The 19,977-nt window shown below is 64.6% G+C and carries 16 protein-coding genes, 1 tRNA gene and 1 pseudogene; 10 read left to right on the forward strand and 8 right to left on the reverse strand.

Features of this window, described 5'->3' with window-relative positions:
- Positions 1-44: 44 nt before the first annotated feature.
- Complete coding sequence (locus ACNJYB_RS02345; protein ID WP_439372520.1) at positions 45-530, reverse strand: (2Fe-2S)-binding protein; 486 nt, start codon at positions 528-530, stop codon at positions 45-47.
- A gap of 529 nt (positions 531-1,059) precedes the next feature.
- Here ACNJYB_RS02345 and ACNJYB_RS02350 point away from each other — a divergent pair.
- From ACNJYB_RS02350 to ACNJYB_RS02370, 5 genes are all read left to right on the forward strand, one after another.
- Complete coding sequence (locus tag ACNJYB_RS02350) at positions 1,060-1,509, forward strand: SRPBCC family protein (protein ID WP_439372521.1); 450 nt, start codon at positions 1,060-1,062, stop codon at positions 1,507-1,509.
- Positions 1,510-1,866: 357 nt separating this feature from the next.
- Positions 1,867-3,582, forward strand: a complete 1,716-nt coding sequence (locus tag ACNJYB_RS02355; protein WP_439372522.1) for a PQQ-dependent methanol/ethanol family dehydrogenase — start codon at positions 1,867-1,869, stop codon at positions 3,580-3,582.
- A gap of 139 nt (positions 3,583-3,721) precedes the next feature.
- Positions 3,722-4,900, forward strand: coding sequence for a c-type cytochrome (locus tag ACNJYB_RS02360; RefSeq protein ID WP_439372523.1), 1,179 nt, complete (start codon positions 3,722-3,724; stop codon positions 4,898-4,900).
- 153 nt (positions 4,901-5,053) lie between these two features.
- On the forward strand, positions 5,054-5,743 hold the full coding sequence (locus tag ACNJYB_RS02365; RefSeq protein WP_439372524.1) for a response regulator: 690 nt from the start codon (positions 5,054-5,056) through the stop codon (positions 5,741-5,743).
- A gap of 103 nt (positions 5,744-5,846) precedes the next feature.
- Positions 5,847-6,536, forward strand: coding sequence for a response regulator (locus ACNJYB_RS02370; RefSeq protein ID WP_439372525.1), 690 nt, complete (start codon positions 5,847-5,849; stop codon positions 6,534-6,536).
- Between the two features lie 127 nt (positions 6,537-6,663).
- On the opposite strand, the gene ACNJYB_RS02375 is transcribed toward ACNJYB_RS02370, so the two are convergent.
- Together ACNJYB_RS02375 and ACNJYB_RS02380 are read right to left on the reverse strand one after the other, a co-directional pair.
- Positions 6,664-8,019 carry a hybrid sensor histidine kinase/response regulator gene (locus ACNJYB_RS02375; protein ID WP_439375779.1) on the reverse strand — a complete coding sequence of 452 codons (1,356 nt, stop codon included), beginning with the start codon at positions 8,017-8,019 and terminating at the stop codon, positions 6,664-6,666.
- Positions 8,020-8,024: 5 nt separating this feature from the next.
- Positions 8,025-9,191, reverse strand: coding sequence for an FIST N-terminal domain-containing protein (locus ACNJYB_RS02380; protein ID WP_439372526.1), 1,167 nt, complete (start codon positions 9,189-9,191; stop codon positions 8,025-8,027).
- Between the two features lie 238 nt (positions 9,192-9,429).
- On the opposite strand from ACNJYB_RS02380, the gene ACNJYB_RS02385 reads away from it, so the two are divergent.
- Entirely contained in the window at positions 9,430-11,469 is a 2,040-nt protein-coding gene (locus ACNJYB_RS02385) for a methyl-accepting chemotaxis protein (RefSeq protein WP_439372527.1), read from the forward strand.
- Between the two features lie 111 nt (positions 11,470-11,580).
- On the opposite strand, the gene ACNJYB_RS02390 is transcribed toward ACNJYB_RS02385, so the two are convergent.
- Complete coding sequence (locus ACNJYB_RS02390) at positions 11,581-11,964, reverse strand: DUF3175 domain-containing protein (protein WP_439372528.1); 384 nt, start codon at positions 11,962-11,964, stop codon at positions 11,581-11,583.
- Between the two features lie 174 nt (positions 11,965-12,138).
- Here ACNJYB_RS02390 and ACNJYB_RS02395 point away from each other — a divergent pair, with 174 nt between their 5' ends.
- The 3 genes from ACNJYB_RS02395 to ACNJYB_RS02405 all read left to right on the forward strand — a co-directional run bounded on the left by ACNJYB_RS02395 (position 12,139) and on the right by ACNJYB_RS02405 (position 16,155).
- A complete protein-coding gene (locus ACNJYB_RS02395; protein ID WP_439372529.1) occupies positions 12,139-13,626 on the forward strand; it encodes an MFS transporter in 1,488 nt (495 codons plus the stop codon).
- A gap of 4 nt (positions 13,627-13,630) precedes the next feature.
- Positions 13,631-14,452, forward strand: a complete 822-nt coding sequence (gene otsB / locus ACNJYB_RS02400) for a trehalose-phosphatase (RefSeq protein ID WP_439372530.1) — start codon at positions 13,631-13,633, stop codon at positions 14,450-14,452.
- Positions 14,453-14,691: 239 nt separating this feature from the next.
- Positions 14,692-16,155: a trehalose-6-phosphate synthase gene (locus tag ACNJYB_RS02405; protein ID WP_439372531.1), complete on the forward strand. Its 1,464-nt coding sequence runs from the start codon at positions 14,692-14,694 to the stop codon at positions 16,153-16,155.
- Between the two features lie 134 nt (positions 16,156-16,289).
- Here the strand turns inward: ACNJYB_RS02405 and ACNJYB_RS02410 are convergent, their stop codons facing one another.
- Entirely contained in the window at positions 16,290-16,631 is a 342-nt protein-coding gene (locus tag ACNJYB_RS02410; protein WP_439372532.1) for a hypothetical protein, read from the reverse strand.
- Between the two features lie 196 nt (positions 16,632-16,827).
- On the opposite strand from ACNJYB_RS02410, the gene ACNJYB_RS02415 reads away from it, so the two are divergent.
- Positions 16,828-16,917 (forward strand) — tRNA-Ser (locus ACNJYB_RS02415).
- A gap of 174 nt (positions 16,918-17,091) precedes the next feature.
- Here the strand turns inward: ACNJYB_RS02415 and ACNJYB_RS02420 are convergent.
- The 3 genes and pseudogenes from ACNJYB_RS02420 to ACNJYB_RS02430 all read right to left on the reverse strand — a co-directional run.
- Positions 17,092-17,319 (reverse strand): annotated as a pseudogene (locus tag ACNJYB_RS02420) (LysR substrate-binding domain-containing protein); the annotation flags it as partial.
- Positions 17,320-17,506: 187 nt separating this feature from the next.
- The gene (locus ACNJYB_RS02425) at positions 17,507-19,120 is read right to left on the reverse strand and encodes an amidohydrolase family protein (RefSeq protein ID WP_439372533.1); all 1,614 of its coding nucleotides are present in this window, start codon (positions 19,118-19,120) and stop codon (positions 17,507-17,509) included.
- On the reverse strand, positions 19,117-19,935 hold the full coding sequence (locus tag ACNJYB_RS02430; RefSeq protein WP_439372534.1) for a uracil-DNA glycosylase: 819 nt from the start codon (positions 19,933-19,935) through the stop codon (positions 19,117-19,119). Before ACNJYB_RS02430 ends, ACNJYB_RS02425 begins: the two co-directional genes overlap by 4 nt.
- Positions 19,936-19,977: the final 42 nt, after the last annotated feature.

Here is a 19,977-nt window from a genome sequence, read left to right on the forward strand (position 1 = left end):
CTTCGAAAGCAGCAGCGGTGGTTCTTTGTTCGAGGCGGGCGGCCTTACTCGGCCGCCTGCGAGACCTTCATGCGCCCGGCCGCATCCAGCACGGCCTTGACGATGTTGTGGTAGCCGGTGCAGCGGCAGATATTGCCCTCGAGCTCGCTTCGCACGGTGGCCTCGTCGAGCTGGCCGCCATGACGCTGCACGATGTCGATCGCCGACATGATCATGCCCGGGGTGCAATAGCCGCACTGCAGGCCGTGATTGTCGCGGAAGGCGGCCTGCATCGGGTGCAGTTCGTCGCCCTTGGCGATGCCCTCGATCGTGGTGACGTTGGCACCGTCGGCCTGGCCCGCCAGCAAGGTGCAGGACTTCACCGCGCGGCCGTCCATGTGCACGACACAGGCGCCGCACTGGCTGGTGTCGCAGCCGACATGGGTTCCGGTGAGGTTGAGGTGATCGCGCAGAACGTGGACCAGCAGCGTGCGGTCCTCGACGTCGACGGCAACGGCCTTGCCGTTGACCGTCAGTTTGACTGTAGACACGGCGTACTCCTCCCGAATGTTTGTAGTTATTCCAATTAGAGACAGCGCGAACGGAACTTTGCAACTGGGATTTTGCCGACCGCGCGTCATGGAAAGGTCATCGTGGTGGTCGCCACAGATGCACGATTCGGTCGCGACATCTCGTGCCGCCACCAGCGCATGGCGCGACCTTGCAATGAGCTCAGCGAAAACGGTGTCCACGTCGTCAGCTGCGACCTGCGTCCAGCCGCTACCGCGCGAAGCCCTTGGCCTTGAGCGCTGGACGTCGCGCCTCGCGCGTCGTTTCTCCCTTTGATGCCTTGTTCCTTGCCAGGAATAGGAGCACGCGCTCACGCCCTTGTAATCGCGATCTTGGTAGTAGGCTGAGGCGAGCTAAGTCGTTGATTTTGTTCGCTGCGATGCAGCGAAGCTGCGCCCGAACGAGGCCGCCCGCAAGCCGCACGACCTCCTAGTACTTCCTGGCGATTGATCGCAGCCGGGCATCCTCCTAGTCGAGCCGTACAAGCAACGGTCAAAAGGGGTGGAAGCGATGCAGATGAACGACAGTCAGCGGATCCCGGCGTCGAAGGCCAAAGTGTGGGACGCGCTCAACGATCCCGATATTCTCAGGCGCTGCATTCCCGGCTGCCAATCGCTCGAGATGGCATCGCCGACGGAGATGACGGCAACCGTGGTGCTGAAGGTGGGCCCGGTGAAGGCGACGTTCAGCGGCAAGGTGACGTTGACCGACATCGATGCGCCCAACGGCTACCGCATCGTCGGCGAAGGCGCCGGCGGCGTCGCCGGCTTTGCCAAGGGCGGCGCGAAGGTGAGGCTGGAAGAAGAATCGCCTGACGTGACCATCCTGCATTACGAGGCCGACGCGCAGATCGGCGGCAAGCTCGCGCAGCTCGGCTCGCGCTTGATCGACTCGACTTCGCGAAAACTTGCCGCGAACTTCTTCGAAAGTTTTGCAGGACTGGTAGCGCCATCATCGTGACCGACGTGCAGCATCGCTGCACGCGACGATGCAAGATCGCCACAAACTCACCCGTCGTCCGGGATCAGCGCTCACTTCGTTCGCCCGTCCGGAACGACGACCGAGTGTGAGGCGATGTCGTCGTCCCCACACCGCTTGGTGCGTTTTGCACTGTAAATCCAGGCAAAGACGCAAGCAGGCCAACGAGATGAGCGGCGCACGTCGCCGGTGATCTGCACTACTACCTTCCGCCTATACTAAGCGCGAAAAGCCGATGCTGTAATTTCGAACGATGGCTCGCAGGCGAACTGCGCATCACGAGCGCAGCGCGCTCAGGCGTCCAACGAGGCGTTCACAACAACATCGCGGAGGGAATACATGACCTTTGGAACGAAGGGCTTCTTGGCCGGCATCTCGATGGTTGCGATGCTGGCCGCCGCTACATCCGGCACGCGCGCCAACGAGACCGTGCTCAAGGCGCAATCCGATTCGAACCAGTGGGCGGTCGCCGGCCACGACTACGGCAACACGCGCTTCAGCCCGCTGAAGCAGATCAACACCGAGAACGCGGGCAAGCTGACGCTCGCCTATTCGTTCTCGCTGGCATCGCTGCGTTCGAACGAATCCTCGCCGATCGTCATCGGCAACACGCTCTATGTTTCGAGCTCGTGGGGCCCGAAATACGTCTACGCGCTCGATGCGGCCACCGGCGCACGCAAATGGACCTGGGAGCCCGACATTCCCGAGGACGTGCTGCAATACGCCTGCTGCGACGTGAACAATCGCGGCGTCACCTATGCCGACGGCAAGATCTTCGTCGGCCGTCTCGACGGCAAGCTGACGGCACTCGATGCCACGACCGGCAAGGCGTTGTGGACGACGAAGGTGGTCGACTACAAGCAGGGTTCGGTCATCACCTCGCCGCCGCTCGTCGTGCGCGACAAGGTCATCACCGGTTTCGGCGGCGGCGAATACGGCGTGCGCGGCTCGCTGCAGGCCTTCGACATCAACACCGGCAAGCAGGTGTGGCAGACCTTCACCGTTCCTTCCCCGGACGAGCCCGGTGGCGACTCCTGGAAGGGCGATTCCGCCCAGCACGGTGGCGGCGCGGCCTGGCTGGTCGGCTCCTACGATCCGAAGAGTGACACGGTCTATTGGGGCACCAGCAATCCTGGTCCGTGGAACACCGCGGTGCGCTCGACCGGCGACGGCAATTTCGGCAAGCTGACCAACCTCTACACCGCCTCGACGGTGGCGTTCGATCCCAACACCGGCAAGATCAAGTGGCACATCCAGACCACGCCGGCCGATGCCTGGGACTATGACGGCGTCAACGAAGCCGTGCTCGCGGATCTGAAGATCGGCGGCAGCACCGTGCCGGCCCTGATGAAGGCGGATCGCAACGGCTATTTCTTCGTCGCCAATCGCGAGACCGGCAAGGTGTTGTCGGCGGAGAAATACGTTTTCTCCAATTGGGCCAAGAAGTGGGACGTCGCCACGATGCGCGCGGTCGAGGATCCCGACAAGCGTCCAGGGCCGAATCATCCCGCCAAGGACATCTGCCCGAACCTGATCGGCGGCAAGAACTGGCAGCCGATGTCGTTCAATCCGCAGACCGGCCTCGTCTACATCCCGTCCAACAATGTCTGCATGGACTGGTCCGTCTCCGACGTCGCCTACAAGCGCGGCGTGTTCTATCTCGGCGCCGAATTCCCGACCAAGGAAGGCCCCGGCGGCTTCCTCGGCGAGCTCGTGGCCTGGGATCCGGTCGCGCAGAAGAAGGTCTGGTCGATCAAGGAAGACCTGCCGTTCAACGGCGGCACGCTGACCACCGGCGGCGGTCTCGTGTTTGCCGGCAACATCCATGGCGACTTCCGTGCCATCGATGCGAAGTCCGGCAAGGTGCTGTGGAGCAAGAATCTCGGCTCCGGCATCGGCGCGGGTCCGGTGACCTACCAGGTCGACGGCAAGCAATATGTCGCCATCGTCGTCGGCCGCACGGCTGCGCTGCCTGCGTTCCTGGGCGAGGTAGGAAAGAAGATGACGGCCGCAGCTCCCGAGGGCGGTTCGCTCTTCGTGTTCTCCGTCCAGTGACCACTCGCGCGCGTATCCTCTCGAGGTGACGGGATACGCGCGCGCTTTTTCCAGATTTAAGTTGCGGCATCGGCCGATGCCTTATGCCGCAGCGCCTGGCTCAACGAACTCCGGCCCTACAACGTCATGGGAGACGAGGATGCGTGCCAATCATTCTGCCATCGGTGCGAGCCGACATCGCTCCATCTCAGCCTTGCTCGCATGTGCCGTCGCGGCGCTGATCGTTCCGGCCTCGCCGCTGCACGCCGACGAGGCGCAGCCGTTCCGTCTCTGCGCCGATCCGACCAATCTTCCATTCTCGAGCGATAGTCCGTCGCAGCCGGGCTTCTATGTCGAGATCGGGCAGGCCCTGGCGCAGGCGCTCGGCCGGCCGATCTCTTACGACTGGTACAAATCCTATTTCGGCAAGCGCACCGTGCGCGTCACGCTGCTCGGCAAGCAATGCGACGCCATGATCGGTCTGCCGCGCTCCGAGGATTTCATGGGACCGGCCGTGATCTTCTCAAACACCTTCGTGAAGGAGGGCTATGCGCTCGTCGCCGCCAAGGGCCAGGCACGCGGCGGCATCGACGGCCTTCGGGGCAAACGTGTTGCCGTGCAGTTCGCCAGCACGCCGCAAAACCTGCTCGCGAGCCGCGACGACGTCCAGAAGGTGACGGTGCTGTCGCCGGAGGAAGGCATGCAGGCGCTCGACCAGGGCAGGGCCGACGTCGCCTTCATCTGGGGCCCGGTCGCCGGCTGGCTGAACAAGACCGCCTATAACGGCCGCTATCAGATCGAACTCACCGAAGGTGAAGGCCTGTCGTGGGACGCCGCCATCGGCTTTGCGAAGACCTCGACCGAGCTGCGCGATCGCGTCGATGCCGTATTGCCGCAGCTGCAGAGCACGATCGGCGAGCTCGCGGAGAAATACGGCCTGCCGACCGGCGCGCCGGTTCGCTTTGGCGCGGTGCCGGCGGGAACGACGACGGGGACGGGAACGGGAGCTCGCGTGGCGCAGGTCGCCAATGTGGTGGCGACCGAGACGAAGGGCGATGCGGCAGCGCCAGGCGCAGACGCCGTCGGCGCGGGCAAGGAGATCTTCAACGGAACCTGTGCGCATTGCCACGGTCCCGACGCGATCCAGAGCGAGCGGAAGATCGATCTGCGGCTGCTGCGTCACCGCTACGGGGACGAGATGCGCGAGAAGTTCTGGACGACCGTGCATGAGGGACGGCCGACCAAGGGCATGCCGGCCTGGAAGGAGGTCTACACCGACGACCAGTTCGACAGCATCTATGCCTTCCTGCTGACGGTCCAGTCCGAATCGAACGACTGAACGATCTTGACCGAACCTGATCGGGAGGATGTGCTAGCGTCCGTCCGGCACCATCCCGGTGCCGGACGGGTGCCGCATGGTTCCGCCTCTTCCGCTACGGCGGCGGATCCCTGTACGGTGCAGCATTCAGCGGTGCAGTCCTGTGAAGGCGCCATGACCAGCTTCCTGATCATCGACGATCATCCGCTGTTTCGCGAGGCCCTCGGCAATGCGGTGCGTCTCGCCTTGCCGGAGGCGCGGATCTTCGAGGCGATGTCGATCGAGGATGCCCTTCATATTCTGACGGCCGAGCAGGGCGAGGGCATCGACCTCGCGCTGCTCGACCTCCTGCTGCCGGATTCGACCGGCTTCTCCGGCTTTTTGCGTTTGCGCGAGGCCTATCCGCGCCTGCCTGTCGCCATCGTATCGAGCGACGAGGACCAGCGCGTCGTGCGCGAAGCGCTGGAGCTGGGGGCCGCCGGCTATCTGCCGAAGTCGATGTCGAAGCGCGAGCTGGCGCAATCGATCGAGGGCGTGCTGAAGGGATCGGTGTCGGTGCCGAAGGATTTCGTGGCGACGCCGCGGCGGCGGGCCGAGGCCAGCAAGGCGCTCGAGGTCAAGCTGCGCGATCTCACGCCGCAGCAGCTTCGCGTGCTCGATCTCTTGCGGCGCGGCTATCCGAACCGCCAGATCGCCCAGGAGCTTCAGCTGGCCGAATCCACGGTGAAGGCGCACATCACCGAGATCCTGCGCAAGCTCGGTCTGTTCAGCCGCAACAAGGCGATCATCGAGGTCGGCAAGATGGACTTGCCGGATCCAAAGGGCCGGCCCCATGCGCGGGCCGACCGCGGGCGGGCGCAATGACGCGCGATGTCGTGCTTGACCTGGATCAAGTCGGTCTGACCGGACTGGGACATTCTCGTTTCGACGTCCAACCCGGCAATAATCAGGGAATGGCTCACGCGTGATGCGATTTCTGATTGTCGAAGATCATCCGCTGTTTCGCGAGGCCCTCGAGGGCGCGCTCCAGATGGTGGCGCCCGCGGCCGAGATCCTTCAGGCGACGTCGATCGACGGTGCGCTCGAGCAGGTCGCGGCGAGCACCGAGCTCGATCTCATCCTGCTCGATCTGTCGATGCCGGGCACCACAGGGCTTTCCGGCATCATCCGCATCCGCAAGGCGTTTCCCAGGATCCCCGTCGTCGTCGTATCCGGACACCAGGATCCGCAGATCATGTCGGGCGCCTTGTCGCTCGGCGTCTCCGGCTACATCCTCAAATCGTCGTCCAAGCAGGATCTGGCGCAGTCGATCGGCGAGGTGCTGCGCGGCGCCGTCAGTGTCCCCGCCGCCTATCGCGGGCTTGTGCGCCCGCAACGTGCTGCCGGCCCCGCGCAGGATCTGTTGAAGCGTTTGCACGATCTGACGCCGCAGCAATTGCGCGTGCTCGAGATGGTCAAGCGGGGTCTGCAGAACAAGCAGATCGCCTATGAGCTGAAGATTTCCGAGACCACCGTGAAGGTCCACGTCTCCGACATCCTGCGCAAGCTCAACGTGCTGAGCCGCACCAAGGCGATCGTTGAAATGTCCCGGATCGATTTCGCGACGCTGGCAGCCGAGAGCACCAGGCGCGAGCGCGCGCAGCCGGACCAGCAGTGACGTGATCGTTTTCTGACTTGCCTCGCAGACCGGGCCCGCACGATCGATGATCTTGGATTCAAATCATCGGCTTGATCGCATGTAAGATATTACCGGTACTGTGCATGGGGTTGTTTCGGGGGCCTTGCTAGCTCAGCAGGAAGGACAGCAGCGCCCGCATCTCGGCCGGCTTGATCGGCTTCTTCAGCACCTCGAGGCCGTGGAGGCTCGCTTCCTTGGCCGCCTTTTCGGAATAATCGGCGGTGATGATCATGGCGGGGGTGTCGAGCTTCAAGTGCTGGCGCACATCGGCGATGGCCGACAGGCCACTCTCGCCGTGATCGAGATGGAGGTCGGCAATCACGGCATCGGGCGCGCCGCCGAGCTCGTTCAGGCGCACGAGCGCGTCCGCGCCCGATCGCGTGGTCGCGACGTCGCAGCCCCACCCCTCCAGCAGTGCGGCCATCGCCTCCGAGCCGTTCGGATCGTTCTCGATCAGCAGGATCTTGGCGCCTTCGAGCCCGCTATAGTTGTAATGCCGCTCGGCGAGCTTGACCTCATGCACCTCGTCGCCGACTTGAGTGAGGTCGGCCGGCTCCAGCTCCAGGGTGAAGGTTGATCCCCTGCCGAGCTGCGACGACAGCCGCACCTCGTGCCCGAGCACGGTCGCGAAACGGCGGACGATGGAGAGGCCGAGCCCAAAGCCGGCCTGGTCGGTCGCGCTGGCCTCGCCGCGCTGGAATTCGCGGAAGATCGCCTCCTGCTGTGCCCGTGCAATTCCCGGTCCGGTGTCGGAGACCTGGACGGAGATATGGTCGCCCCGCGGCCGGCATCCCATGACGACGCCCCCGCTGCTTGTATAGCGGATGGCATTGGCAAGCAGGTTCTGCAGGATCCGCCGCAGCATCATCGCATCCGACATCACCGCCAGCTGTGAGCTGCGGATGCGCAAGGACAGGCCTTGCCGCGCCGCGATCGGCTCGAACTCGGTGCGGAGCTGCTCGAACAGCGGCGCCAGCGCGATCGCGCGCACGTCGGGCTTGAGCGCGCCGGCGTCGAGCTTGGCGATCTCCAGCAGCGACCGCAGCAGGTCCTCCAGCATCAGCAGCGAGCGGTCGACCTGGTCGATGAGCAGGCCCGCCTCCTGCGACTCCATCATCTCGGTCAGCGCGGACAGGGTCAGGCGCGCTGCGTTGAGCGGCTGCAGCAGGTCGTGGGTGACCGAGATCAGCACGGAGGATTTCAGCGAGCTTGCGGCTTCGGCCTGCTGCTTGGCGCGGTAGAGTCCCTCGTTGGCGCGCTCGACCGAATGCAGCGCCTCGCGCAACTGGTGCGTCCGGTCGCGGACCTTGTGGTCGAGCGCAATGGCGGTTTCGAACAGCGAGAAGGCGTTGAGCTGCTGGTCCATCGAGCGCTCGACGCGCGACATCAGCGCGGCATTGATCTTCCTCAGCTTGGCGGCCTCGCGCCGCAGCTGGTCGACCGCGTCGGGGCCCTGCAGCATGTCGGTCACGACGGGCGCCTTCCGATCGCCACGCCCGTGAAGGTCTGGTTCACATGCATGGAGCCGAACTGCTCGCCATAGGTGTGAAAGCCGACGACCCGGTTCTGCCGGTACAATTCGGACATGTCGCGGGTGAGCTGATGCTGCTCGGCGTCGAGCCGGCGGAGCAGGCACTCGAAACCGATATAGAGCGAGACCTCTCCGATCTGGTCGCGGATGTCGGCAAAGGTCTCGCGGGTCGCCCCGACCAGGCTTCGCGACGTCGCGGCCGTCAGCACCATGCCCTCGTCGATGGCGCAGAAGAAATGCAGCGAGCCGTCCGGCCCGACGCGCTGGATCGATCGCGCGTAATAGGAGCCGCCGACACGCACCAGCACCGGATGCGAGGCAAAGGAGAACGGATCGAGCTTGGCGTCCATGATGCCGACCACACGCGAATATTCCAGTGCGGCAGGCTCCGCGTTCAGCTCCCTGACCATTCGATTTTCGATGTCGGCCTCGGTCACGACCATCTTCTGCGCCCGCGGCTCGAAATTGTCGCACTTGAACACGCGGAACGGCAACGATGTGTTCAGCAGGATCAGCAGGGCGGCGTTGGTGTGCGCCTTGCCGTCAAAGAACACCCAGGTCTTCTCGAAGCGCATCCCGTCGCCTGCGGACCCGCCGACGACCGGGATGTCGTCGAGCGAGGCATAGAGCGCGGACATCACCGCCTCTTCCCGGCGGCACAGGCCGTCGATCAGGACGAGGCCGAAGGGGTTGCCACGGTCGACCTGCGGGGTGGCCCGCAACAGCTCGTGCCGGAGCTCGCCGCCGATCCTGCGGCCGTCCTCGACGCGGAAGCTGTCGAGGTTGAAAATCGGCCGCACCGCGGCGGAGAAGTCGGTACGGCTGAACGCCATCGCCACCACGCTGTTCTCGTCCCAGCCATCAGGGGCAAGCTCGCCCGCGGTGGTACAACCGCAGACCTGGGTCTCGTCGAACTGCCGGGTGATCTCGGCGATGAAGTCATGGGGGTCGTAGCTGGGGGAGAGGAACACCAGGATCAGCGCCAGCCCGTCGGAGGGAAGCTGGGCCGCCAGTTCGGCCACGGCTTCATCGACGCTCGCAGCCTTCGACTTGGCCACGGCAACGCCAGACGCACCGCCAAACCGAAAATCGGTTTGCCCCACTCCGTTTCTCCCTCGAGGACCAGCTCGGTCTAACGCCAAGTGCCTGATAAGTATTCGAGAGTAAGGCGTTTTCCGGTGAGCCGCAACACGGCGCCCGGTCTTGCAAGGTCGGACAAGCGTGCGGACGACCGGATGGATTTACCACCCCTTGACGTTTCTGCCTTAATTTTCCCCACGGTTCGGAGAGGGCTGCTTCCGGGCCGCAGAATGGTTGCAGAACATAAGGTGGGGGTTGGGAATGTCCGGGCGTACCGCGTCGCCGTCGAAGCGTGCACTATTTCCGACCCTCAGGTTCCGCGCGAAAATCATTCTCGGCTTTGCCGCCGTGCTGGTGATTTCGGCCGGCAGCATGGCCTTTGCCTATTTCGGCTTCGAGCGGGTGTCGTCCGGGGTCGGATCCTACCGCACCAGCGTGTCCGAAGCGGACCTCGCCCGCAATATCGACCGCGAGCTCCTCGCCTATCGTTCGGCCGTCAAATATTTCGTCGTCACCGGCAAGGAAGACGACGCCAAGGCGGCGCTCGATGCCGAGGCCAGCCTGAGGAGCGCCATCGACCAGGCCGTCAAGGGTGCCAAGAAGCCGGCGCGGCAGGAGAGCCTGGGCAAGCTCGCCAAGGAGTTCTCCAACTTCTCCGCGACCTTCGCCAAGGTGCTGCAGGCCAAGCGCGACAGCGCGCTGCTGGTTCAGAATCAGCTGACGCGCCAGGCCAATCTCCTGAAATACAAGCTCGACGATATCGGCAACAATGCCTCCGATTCCGAGGCGCAGTCGATCGAGTTCGGCACCAAGCAGGTCAACGCCCAGTTCCAGACCGCGAGTGCGGCCGCGACCAATTTCGTACTGACGTCCGACCAGACGATCGCCACCAGCGCGCTGGCGCGGCTGAAATTCGTCGAGAACTCGCTCGGCGCGGTCTATTCCATGGACGACAAGATCGTCGCCGGCCTGAAGGACGCCAAGTCCATCCTTGTGGCTTATCGCGAAGCGCTGGAGAAGCTGATCGCCAACGCCAAGATGGTCGATGAGCTCGTCGCGGAGATGAGTGGCTCGGCCGGAGCGATCCTGCAAGGCGCGACCGCCATGAAGGCGGACCTCGTCGCCGAGCAGCAGCGGCTGGATTCCGAATCGGAAGCGACCATCGGGAAGACCGAGCAGCTGGTGCTGATGCTGGCCATCGGCGGCACGCTGCTAGGTGCGATCCTCGCCTTCCTGCTCGGTACCGGCATCTCGCGTCCGATGATCGCGATGTGCAAGGCGATGCGCGAGCTGGCCTCGGGCAATTTCGACGTCGTGCTGCCCGGCTTGGGGCGCAAGGACGAGATCGGCGAGATGGCCGGCGCGGTGGAGGAATTCAAGGTTCAGGCGGTCGCCAAGGCCGAGCGCGATGCGGCCGCCAGCGAGGTCCAGAACCGGGAGCAGGCCGCCAGCCGCCGCGCCGAGCTGATCCGCTTTGCCGACGATTTCGAGAGCGCCGTCGGCGCCATCGTCTCCAACGTCTCGGCCTCGGCCGTGCAGCTGGAATCGGCGGCCTCGACGCTGACCCGCACCGCCGAGACCACGCAGAGCCTGTCGAGCCAGGTCGCCGGCGTGTCCGAGCAGGCTTCCTCCAACATGCAGTCGGTCGCAACCGCAACCGAAGAGCTCTCGGCCTCGGTCGAGGAGATCGGCCGCCAGGTGCGCGATTCCAGCCGCATCGCCGAAGCCGCCGTGGTGCAGGCCAGAGAGACCGACAGCCGCATCGGCAAGCTGTCGCATGCCGCCCAGCAGATCGGCGAAGTGGTCAAGCTGATCACGGCAATCGCCGAGCAGACCAACCTGCTGGCGCTGAACGCCACCATCGAGGCGGCACGCGCCGGTGATGCCGGTCGCGGCTTTGCGGTGGTTGCGAGCGAGGTGAAGTCGCTGGCAAGCCAGACCGCCAAGGCCACCGACGAGATCTCCTCGCACATCGCCGGCATGCAGGGCGCCACCGCCGAATCGGTCGCGGCGATCAAGGAGATCGGCGCGACCATCGGCCAGATCTCGTCGATCTCGACCTCGATCGCGAGCGCAGTCGAGCAGCAGGGCGCCGCCACCCAGGAGATCGCCAGGAGCGTCCAGACCGTCGCGCAGGGCACCCAGACCGCGGCCACCGACATCGGCCAGGTCAACCGCGGCGCCGCCGAGACCGGCTCGGCCTCGGAGGAGGTGCTGAACTCGGCCAAGACGCTGTCCAGCGAAAGCACCCGCCTGCGCGCCGAGCTCGACCGCTTCATGGGGAATATTCGCGCGGCCTAAGCGCGCTGCTTCTGAAGTCCACGCCGTCGCCTCACACTCCGCTGTCGTCCTGGACAAGCCCCCCAAGCGCGCGATGATCCGGGACGACGGCGGAGTAAAGCGCGGAAAGTCTCACGCCCTCCCGAACGCCAGCTTCAGCTCCACCTTCGCGCGCTCGAGCCGCGAGCGCTGGGTCTTCGGCAGCGTCTTGCCGGCACGGTTGATGTAGAAGGTCAGCATCGATAGCGCCGAGCGGTACGCGCCGGTCTTGCGGCGCGAGCCGTGCCCGGCCGAGCGCTTCAGTGACGCCGCGATCTTTTTCGCACTCGTCAGCTTGAACACGCCTTGTTCGAGATCGAGCGCGTCGCTTTCCCTCGTGACGCGCTGTGACCAGCGCTTCGGCGTCGCGCGCTTCGTGCTCCTGCGCGCGGTGCTGCGCCTCGCGCGGATCTTTCGGCGTGCAGTCTTGTGCGCGCCGCTCTTTCGCGAATGTGTCGTCTTTCTGACATGAGCCATGCGTCAACTCCTTGCGGCTCCGTCGCAAACGGGCGGCCGGTGGGACTGTTCCTGCGGGAACCTGACATCGCCGCGGGCGTTGTCGCAGGTGGCAGGCGAGATGCCGCACCCCGATGATCGGATCGGCCCGTCCACGTCATCTGAACGGGGGCCCCTTCCTTGTCAGATCCAACGATGGAATTGCAGCAAACCCCAGCGCTGAACTACGGACCTGCCGTCTCCGTGGCGGTCGCGGCCGATCGCATCGTCGAGACCAGCATTCCCTCGCGTCTCGACGCGTTGCCGTGGAGCGGCTTTCACACCCGCGTCGTCCTGGCCCTCGGCATCACCTGGATCCTGGATGGGCTCGAGGTCACGCTTGCCGGGGCGCTCTCCGGCGCGCTGAAGCAGAGTCCTACCCTGCACCTCTCCAATCTCGATCTCGGCATCGCCAACTCCGCCTATCTCGCCGGCGCCGTGCTCGGTGCGCTCGGTTTCGGCTGGCTCACCGACCGCATCGGCCGCAAGAAGCTGTTCTTCATCACGCTAGCGCTCTATCTCTCGGCGACCGCCGCGACCGCGTTGTCCTGGGATATCGCTAGCTACGCGCTGTTTCGCTTCCTCACCGGCGCCGGCATCGGCGGCGAATACACCGCGATCAACTCGACCATCCAGGAGCTGGTGCCCGCGCGCTATCGCGGCTGGACCGATCTCGTCATCAACGGCAGCTTCTGGATCGGCGCCGCGATGGGCGCGGTGGCGGCCATTGTGCTGCTCGACCCCGCATTGATGGGCCCCGATCTCGGCTGGCGGCTCGCCTATCTCATCGGCGCCGCCATCGGCCTCGTCGTGCTCCTGATGCGGATGTGGATTCCCGAGAGCCCGCGCTGGCTGATGATCCACGGGCGGCCGGACCAGGCCCATGCCATCGTCGAGGATATCGAGCGCTCGGTGATCGGGCATGATCAGGATGCGGGCAAGGGGCGCTTCACGAAGATCCGGCTGAAGATGCGCGATCACACGCCGATCCGCGAAGTCATGCACACGCTGTTCTCCACCTATCGCCAGCGCGCGCTCGTCGGCCTCGTGCTGATGAGTGCGCAGGCGTTCTTCTACAACGCCATCTTCTTTACCTTCGCGCTGGTGCTGACCGATTTCTACGGCATCAGCGCCGATCACGTCGGCTGGTACCTGCTGCCCTTTGCCGCCGGTAATTTCCTTGGCCCGCTGCTGCTCGGCCGTCTGTTCGACACGCTCGGACGGCGAACCATGATCATGTTCACCTATGGCATCTCGGGCCTTTTGCTGGCGCTCTCGGGCTATCTGTTTACGATCGGCGCGCTCAGCGCGCAGGGACAGACCATTGCCTGGATGGTGATCTTCTTCTTCGCCTCGCCCGCCGCGAGCGCGGCCTATCTCACCGTCAGCGAGACCTTCCCGCTCGAGGTACGCGCACTGGCGATCGCGGTGTTCTATGCCGTGGGCACCGGCATCGGCGGTGTGATTGGGCCGGCATTGTTCGGCGCGCTGATCGACACGGGATCACGCACCAGCGTGTTCGCCGGCTATCTGCTGGGTGCCTTCCTGATGATTGCGGCCGCGATCGTGGCGTGGCGCTATGCCGTCTCCGCGGAACGAAAGTCGCTCGAACAAATCGCACGGCCGCTCGCCTTTATGGAGTAGACTGATGAAACCGGAACTTGCGGACATGTCGATGGTCGACGAACGCGCTGTGCGCGACGACAACGAGAAGCCGGATGCCGTGCCGGTGCCGCATGCGCTCGTCCCGCATCTCGACGAGACCGCGATCCTGCTCGACATCGACGGCACGCTGCTCGACCTGATGCCGACGCCGCGCGAGGTGTGGGTGCCGCCCGGCCTGTCGGAGACGCTCAACCAGCTGGTGCAACGCACTTCCGGAGCGCTGGCGCTGGTCAGCGGCCGCTCGCTGAACGACATCGACCTGATCTTCGCACCCGACGTCTTTCGCGCCGTCGCAGGCCACGGCGCGGAGATGCGGTTGTCGGTGGACAATGAAGCGGACGACGTGCACGCGCCGCCTCTGGACAAGGAGCTGAAGCGGCGCCTCGCCGCGATCGCGAAGCTTTCGCCCGGCATTCTGCTCGAGGACAAGGGCTATTCGCTGGCGCTGCATTACCGGCTCGCGCCGCATGCGGAAAAGGCGATCTACGAAGCCGTCTCGTTGATCCGCGCCGACCTGCCCAGCGCGCCCATCGAGGTGCTGCCGGGCAAGTTCGTCTGCGAGATCAAGCATTCCGGATTCACCAAGGCGAGCGGCGTGCGCGAATTGATGAAACATGAACCTTTCAGGGGGCGCCGGCCGCTGTTCATCGGCGACGACGTCACCGATGAGACGGTGTTCGCGATCATGCCCGACATGGACGGGCTCGCTTTCTCGGTCGGCCGCCGCGCCATGGGCGTGAACGGTCACTTCGATGCGCCCGCTGATGTGCGCATGTTCCTGGCGCGCCTGCTCGATCCGAGGTGAAACGAAGGCACCGCCACGTCACAGACACAATGCTATCGGCAAGGCACCAGCGCGCTGCGCAGTGCCTGCTGCGCGAGGCGCCCGCGAATGCTGTCTTTGCAGTGAAATTTCGGGTTCCGCCGGAGAAACCTGTTCCAACGCGCATGCCTGATTTTGGTTTCAATCCGAAGAAATCATGACAGGAACCATATTGATGAACGGCAGTTAAACGGGGTGGAATGAACAGGAGGGGACGACCTGTGAACTTAGTCGTCGTTTCGAATCGCGTTGCCCGCGGCAAGCCGAACGAGCCCATGACGGGCGGCCTTGCTGCGGCGTTGTTGCCGGTCGTCGAGCATTCGGGAGCCATTTGGGTAGGGTCTTCAGGCCGTGTGCGGGACGGCCATCAGAAGGAACCGTTTGCCGAGATCGAAGCACTGGGTACGGGCGCGATCGCAACGCTGGATCTGCCGGCGGCGCATTACGGCGGCTATTACGAAGGTTTTGCCAATTCGGCGCTGTGGCCGGCCCTGCATTCGCGCAGCGATCTGATTCGCGTCTCACGCGAGGATTATGTCAGCTATCGCGAGGTCAACGCCTTCATGGCGCGCGCCTTGATGCGTTTCCGCAAGACCCGGACGGCGTTCTGGGTGCAGGACTATCATTTCCTCGCGCTCGGTGCGGAGCTGCGCGAACTCGGCGTCGACGATCCGATCGGCTTCTTCCTGCATACGCCGTGGCCGGTGGCCGCGGTGATGCAGGGCGTTCCCAATCATCGCGAGCTGATCACGGCGATGCTGGCCTATGATCTGCTCGGCTTCCAGACCGACGAGGATCGGCAGAATTTTCTCGGTTATGTCGGCGGCGAGCTTGGCCTCGCCGTCGAAGACGGCATCGTGATCTCGCAGCATGGTCGCACGCGCTGCGAAGTCTTCCCCATCGGAATCGATGCGGAGAAATTCGCAGCCTATGCGGCCAAGTCGGCGTCGCATCCGGACGTGTCGCGACTGCGCCGCAGCCTGAATGGTGAGCGTCTCGCGATCGGCGTCGATCGGCTCGACTATTCCAAGGGTCTCGTCAACCGCATCAGCGCGTTCGACCGGCTCTGGACCGAGCAGCCGCAGTTCTTGCGCAGCATCTCGCTGCTTCAGATCGCCAATCCCTCGCGCGGCGCGATCGAGGCCTATGGCAATCTCCAGAACGAGGTCGCGCGCCTCGTCACCGACGTCAACGGCCGCCACGGCGAGGTCGACTGGACGCCGATCCGCTACTTGAACAAAGGCTTCAGCCAGGCCGTCCTTGCGGGCCTCTACCGCACCGCGCAGGTCGGCGTGGTGACGCCGCTGCATGACGGCATGAACCTGGTTGCCAAGGAATATGTCGCAGCCCAAAATCCGTCGGATCCCGGCGTGCTCGTGTTGTCGAAATTTGCGGGCGCCGCCAACGAGCTCGATGCCGCGCTGCAGGTCAATCCGCACGACATCGACGGCATGGCGCGCGCGATCGCGATCGCAGCCTCGATGCCGCTCACTGAGCGCAAGATGCGCTGGGACGCGATGATGAAGAAGCTGCGCGGCCACACCATCCAGCAATGGTCGGCCGATTTCGTCACTGAACTGGAAAAGTGCCGCACGCAGAAGGCCGCGGTCGCCCCGCTCGCCGCCCAACCGCCGCAAGCGCTGCGCTGGCTGAAGTCGGCGATATCGGGCGTGCGGTTGATCTAGTTCTTCTCCCTTCCCCCGTTCTTACGGGAAGAGGGGCCTGTACCCCCTCACTCCAATCGCGCCGGACGATGCTTCGCATCGCCGGGGGCGATCCGACCTTTTCCCCGCAAGGGGGCGAGGTGAAAAACGACGCCTCAATAACAATACGACACGCCCTCCAGGATCGCGCACCGCCGCTTGTTCGGCGCGTTGGGATCGTCCATCGGTACCACGCCCTTGCCCCGGCCGACGTACACGCCGGGCCCGACATGGATCGAGCTCTTGTTGCCGATGATGACGCTCTGATGCGGCGTCGAGCTCGAGCGGGTCCCGTCCGGCCAGAGGATGGCATCGCCCGACAGCACCCCGCGCCGTCCGTCGTCGCAGCTGACATCGACGCCTTGCCGGGTGCAGACCTGTGCCCCGGCCGGCATGGCGAAGGCGGAGCCGAGGGCCGAAATCAGGCCCAGCGCGGCGATGGTCTTGCGGATGGTCATGGCGTCCCCGGTCGTGTTTGGTGGGCTCAGGTGAATCGTCGCGCCAAACCCGCCTCCGGTTCAGTCCGCGGCGGTTCCACAGAGGTTGTTGCCACCCCGATATTCTTTATCGGAAACAATATCTTACGGAAAATTCACCCGATTTCCCCGCGATCCCTTGCAAAATCACCGCCGCCCCTTCAAGAGAGGGCGCTCCGGAGAGATGGCCGAGTGGCTTAAGGCGCACGCTTGGAAAGCGTGTGTGCGGGAAACCGTACCGTGGGTTCGAATCCCACTCTCTCCGCCAGCCTTCGCAAACGAAGTTTGGGCAAGGCTGTCGCGCCGAAGCCCGCAGGGCGAAGGCGGACTCGTCGCGTTTGCTTCGGCTCTCTGCGCGGTCGCCGCGCTTGAATGGCCAGCCGCGGATGCTGCGCGGAAAGGTCCAGCCGATGCGGCGGTGATCGGCGAGATCGGCAGTTGTCTTCGGCGTGCCGAAGCGAGCGAGATAATTCGGCGCACCGACCACGACCATGCGGCTGGTGCCGAGCTTGCGCGCGATCAGGCGCGAGGCGCGCAAGGGCCCGACACGGATGGCGACGTCGGCCCGCTCCTGTATCAGGTCGATCAGCGTATCGGTCAGCACCAGGTCGAGCTTGACGTCGGGATGTTGCGCCATGAAACGCGGGATCAGCGGCATCACATGCAGCATGCCGAAGGGGATGTTGCTGTTGACGAAGCGCAGCCGCGCGATCTCGGCGCCGTCGGCTGGACGCTGAGCGCGGACCAGATCAGGCGGCTCGACGAGGTCAGCGCGGTCAAGCCCGCCTATCCCTACTACCCCTATCGCATCCAGGAGGGCTTTGCGCGGCTGAATCCGCCACTGGTGTGAGAGATCGCTAATAGAAGGCGGCGATCGCAGCGCCAATTCCTTCCGGAAGATTGGGTTCGCTCTTCAGCGTGTCGATGAAGACGGGATCGTCAACCACGGTGAGGCCATCGAGTTTGATCGGGTGCAGCGGCTCGGGCGCCGCCGCTGCGGTGGCGAGCAGATCAGGACCGGTCCGGACACCGGCATATTCCAGCCGCGGACGCAGTTGGACATTGTTGCCGAATTGCTCGTCCAGTGCGAGACGCCATCCGGTGCGCGACACGGCTCCCCGAGCGATCGCAGCGCTCATGGCGAGGCTATGCGGCCGCAGCGTGCCGAGATTGCCGAGCGCGGCTTCCAAGCGGGTGGTCGCCTCGGCCAGCGAGACTTTCTCGATCCCTGGATCCTGGTCAGGTGAGGAGAAGTCGATGACCCGCGCGCTGCCGCCGATCTTGAAGGCCTCACCGCTTCCGCCCGCCTTTTGCATGACCGTCTTCGTTCCGTAGCGCGGTCGCCCGCCGATCGTGACCAGAACGACGTCCTGCTCACGCGACTTGATCAGATGGCCGTAGGGGTCGCCGGTGACGCCCTTCACGACCAGGAGGTCAGCGAACTTGCCCTGGGCGATCGTGCCGAGCTTGGCGTCCCATTTGAGGATCGCGGCGGGATTGCACGTTGCCATCGAGACGATGTCGTAGTCGCTGAAGCCAAGATTGGAATGGGCGGCCACGACCTTCGCCGCCTTCAGCTCGCCGAGCAGGTTCTTGCTGCCTGACGGCGACCAGTCCGGGCCGAGCGCGATGGTGAGGCCGGCCGTGCGGGCGGCCGCGACGTCGGTCGTCTTGCCGTAGAGCAGCAGATTGCTCAGCGGCGACCAGACGACCTTGGCATGATTTTCGGCCATGGTTCCGAAGTCGGTCGCGTCCAGCGCCGTGCAATGAATGCCGGCCAGCGACGGTTCGATCGCCCAGTCGCCTTGAGGATTGCGCAAGGCGAGGAAGTGGCTGTGCGCCTTGGCGTCGATGCCCTCGCTGAGGTGCAGCAGGAAGCACGACGACGATTTCAGCTCGTTGTCGAACTTCGCCCAGTCCTCGGCGTCGATGTCGGGAATCTTCGAATGGGCGCGCGGCAGATCCGGCGGACTGCCGATCTCGGCGGCGCGCAACGCGCCCTTGTAGTATTTGTGGATCGTGCCGCTCCAGTTCGACAGCGTGATCCCCTGGCTCGTCGTCGTCCCCGCGACCATGCATTTGGCCTCGACATACCGGACGAGGGCCGGCAGCAGCGAGCCGTCATCGGCCAGCGCGATCGCGCTCATCGGGCCGGTTACGGACGTCTTGTAGGATTTGGCGTTCTGCCACTGGTCGCGATTGCCGTAGAGCTGCGGCACCTGCCAGAGCGGCAGGATGTTGTAGCTCAAATGATTATGCAGCTCGATCAGTCCGGGATAAATGGTGCCCCCGGTCGCCACCGGGTCTGTGGTCTCGAAGCCCGCCGGGGCCGGTTCTCCTTTGGGGACCACAGCGGCGATGCGGCTATCATCGATGAAGATCGTCCCGCTTTTGATGACGTCGCCCTCGGTGGCCATCGTCACGATCCGGCCGCTCAGCGCCCAGCGCGTCGGGCTTGCGGCCGGGCTCATGGGATCACTCCGTCGGGAATGGTGATCGTGATGTTGCGCCGCTTGGTGGCCGCGTCGGTGCCCTGGCGCACGGCCCATGGCGTGTCTCCGCGCATCCAGGCCGGCAGGCCTGCCGGGAGGTCCTTGGCGATGATGTCGACGAGCTCGGATGGCTTGAAGGCATTGCCATAGGGCACGAGCGATGTCTGGACGTCGGGATGCTTGACCGCGGGCGCGAGCGCGGCGAGTGCCGCATTCCATTTGGTCAGCATGATCTTGGTGTTGGCGGCTTGGGTGGCGGCATCATGGGCGGAGCTTTCCGGCCAGGTCGGATGCGTGATGTGCTGATAGGCGAGCGTCTTGTAGGCCGCGCCATCGGCGGTCTTCAGCCATGCTTTCCAGGCCTCGTCTGCAAGGCCGCCGAGCGAGACCACGACCCCGATGTTGCCGGGCGCGAGCACGGCCTTGAGCCATTTGTTGCGATACTCGACGATGCCGGGCTCGTTGTTGTGCTTTGAGCCGCCGCTCTGCCCGTAAACGCTGTACAGGAACGTGTTGACCATCACGTAGCTCTGCGTGATGCCGAGCTTGGCCAGAAAGCCCTGCGTCCGGCGGCCCGCGGTGCCGACCAGGATTCGGCGCACGATCGTTTCGTGCTGGGCGGGATCCTGACCGACGACCAGGACCCGCGCCGATCCGTCGAGGCGGCCCCGGTGGAATATCGGTCCCCATTCAATGCGGAAATCGTGGGGATCGTAGGCTTCGGGGCCGGGATGGTCGGCGCACAGATCACGAAAGGGTTGTTCGCCGTATCCGGCATCGAACTCTGTGAGCATGGCAATGCTCCAATCTGTCGAGGTCAAAATAGCTGCGTCAAT

The sequence above is a fragment of the Bradyrhizobium sp. SMVTL-02 genome, assembly GCF_051853005.1.
Lineage (GTDB): Bacteria > Pseudomonadota > Alphaproteobacteria > Rhizobiales > Xanthobacteraceae > Bradyrhizobium.

Coding starts and splice junctions, on each gene's coding strand:
- ACNJYB_RS02350 (WP_439372521.1), top strand. CDS start 1,060: ATGCAGATGAACGACAGTCAGCGGATCCCGGCGTCGAAGGCCAAAGTG.
- ACNJYB_RS02355 (WP_439372522.1), top strand. CDS start 1,867: ATGACCTTTGGAACGAAGGGCTTCTTGGCCGGCATCTCGATGGTTGCG.
- ACNJYB_RS02360 (WP_439372523.1), top strand. CDS start 3,722: ATGCGTGCCAATCATTCTGCCATCGGTGCGAGCCGACATCGCTCCATC.
- ACNJYB_RS02365 (WP_439372524.1), top strand. CDS start 5,054: ATGACCAGCTTCCTGATCATCGACGATCATCCGCTGTTTCGCGAGGCC.
- ACNJYB_RS02370 (WP_439372525.1), top strand. CDS start 5,847: ATGCGATTTCTGATTGTCGAAGATCATCCGCTGTTTCGCGAGGCCCTC.
- ACNJYB_RS02375 (WP_439375779.1), bottom strand. CDS start 8,019: ATGCTGCAGGGCCCCGACGCGGTCGACCAGCTGCGGCGCGAGGCCGCC.
- ACNJYB_RS02385 (WP_439372527.1), top strand. CDS start 9,430: ATGTCCGGGCGTACCGCGTCGCCGTCGAAGCGTGCACTATTTCCGACC.
- ACNJYB_RS02390 (WP_439372528.1), bottom strand. CDS start 11,964: ATGGCTCATGTCAGAAAGACGACACATTCGCGAAAGAGCGGCGCGCAC.
- ACNJYB_RS02395 (WP_439372529.1), top strand. CDS start 12,139: ATGGAATTGCAGCAAACCCCAGCGCTGAACTACGGACCTGCCGTCTCC.
- otsB (WP_439372530.1), top strand. CDS start 13,631: ATGAAACCGGAACTTGCGGACATGTCGATGGTCGACGAACGCGCTGTG.
- ACNJYB_RS02410 (WP_439372532.1), bottom strand. CDS start 16,631: ATGACCATCCGCAAGACCATCGCCGCGCTGGGCCTGATTTCGGCCCTC.
- ACNJYB_RS02425 (WP_439372533.1), bottom strand. CDS start 19,120: ATGAGCCCGGCCGCAAGCCCGACGCGCTGGGCGCTGAGCGGCCGGATC.
- ACNJYB_RS02430 (WP_439372534.1), bottom strand. CDS start 19,935: ATGCTCACAGAGTTCGATGCCGGATACGGCGAACAACCCTTTCGTGAT.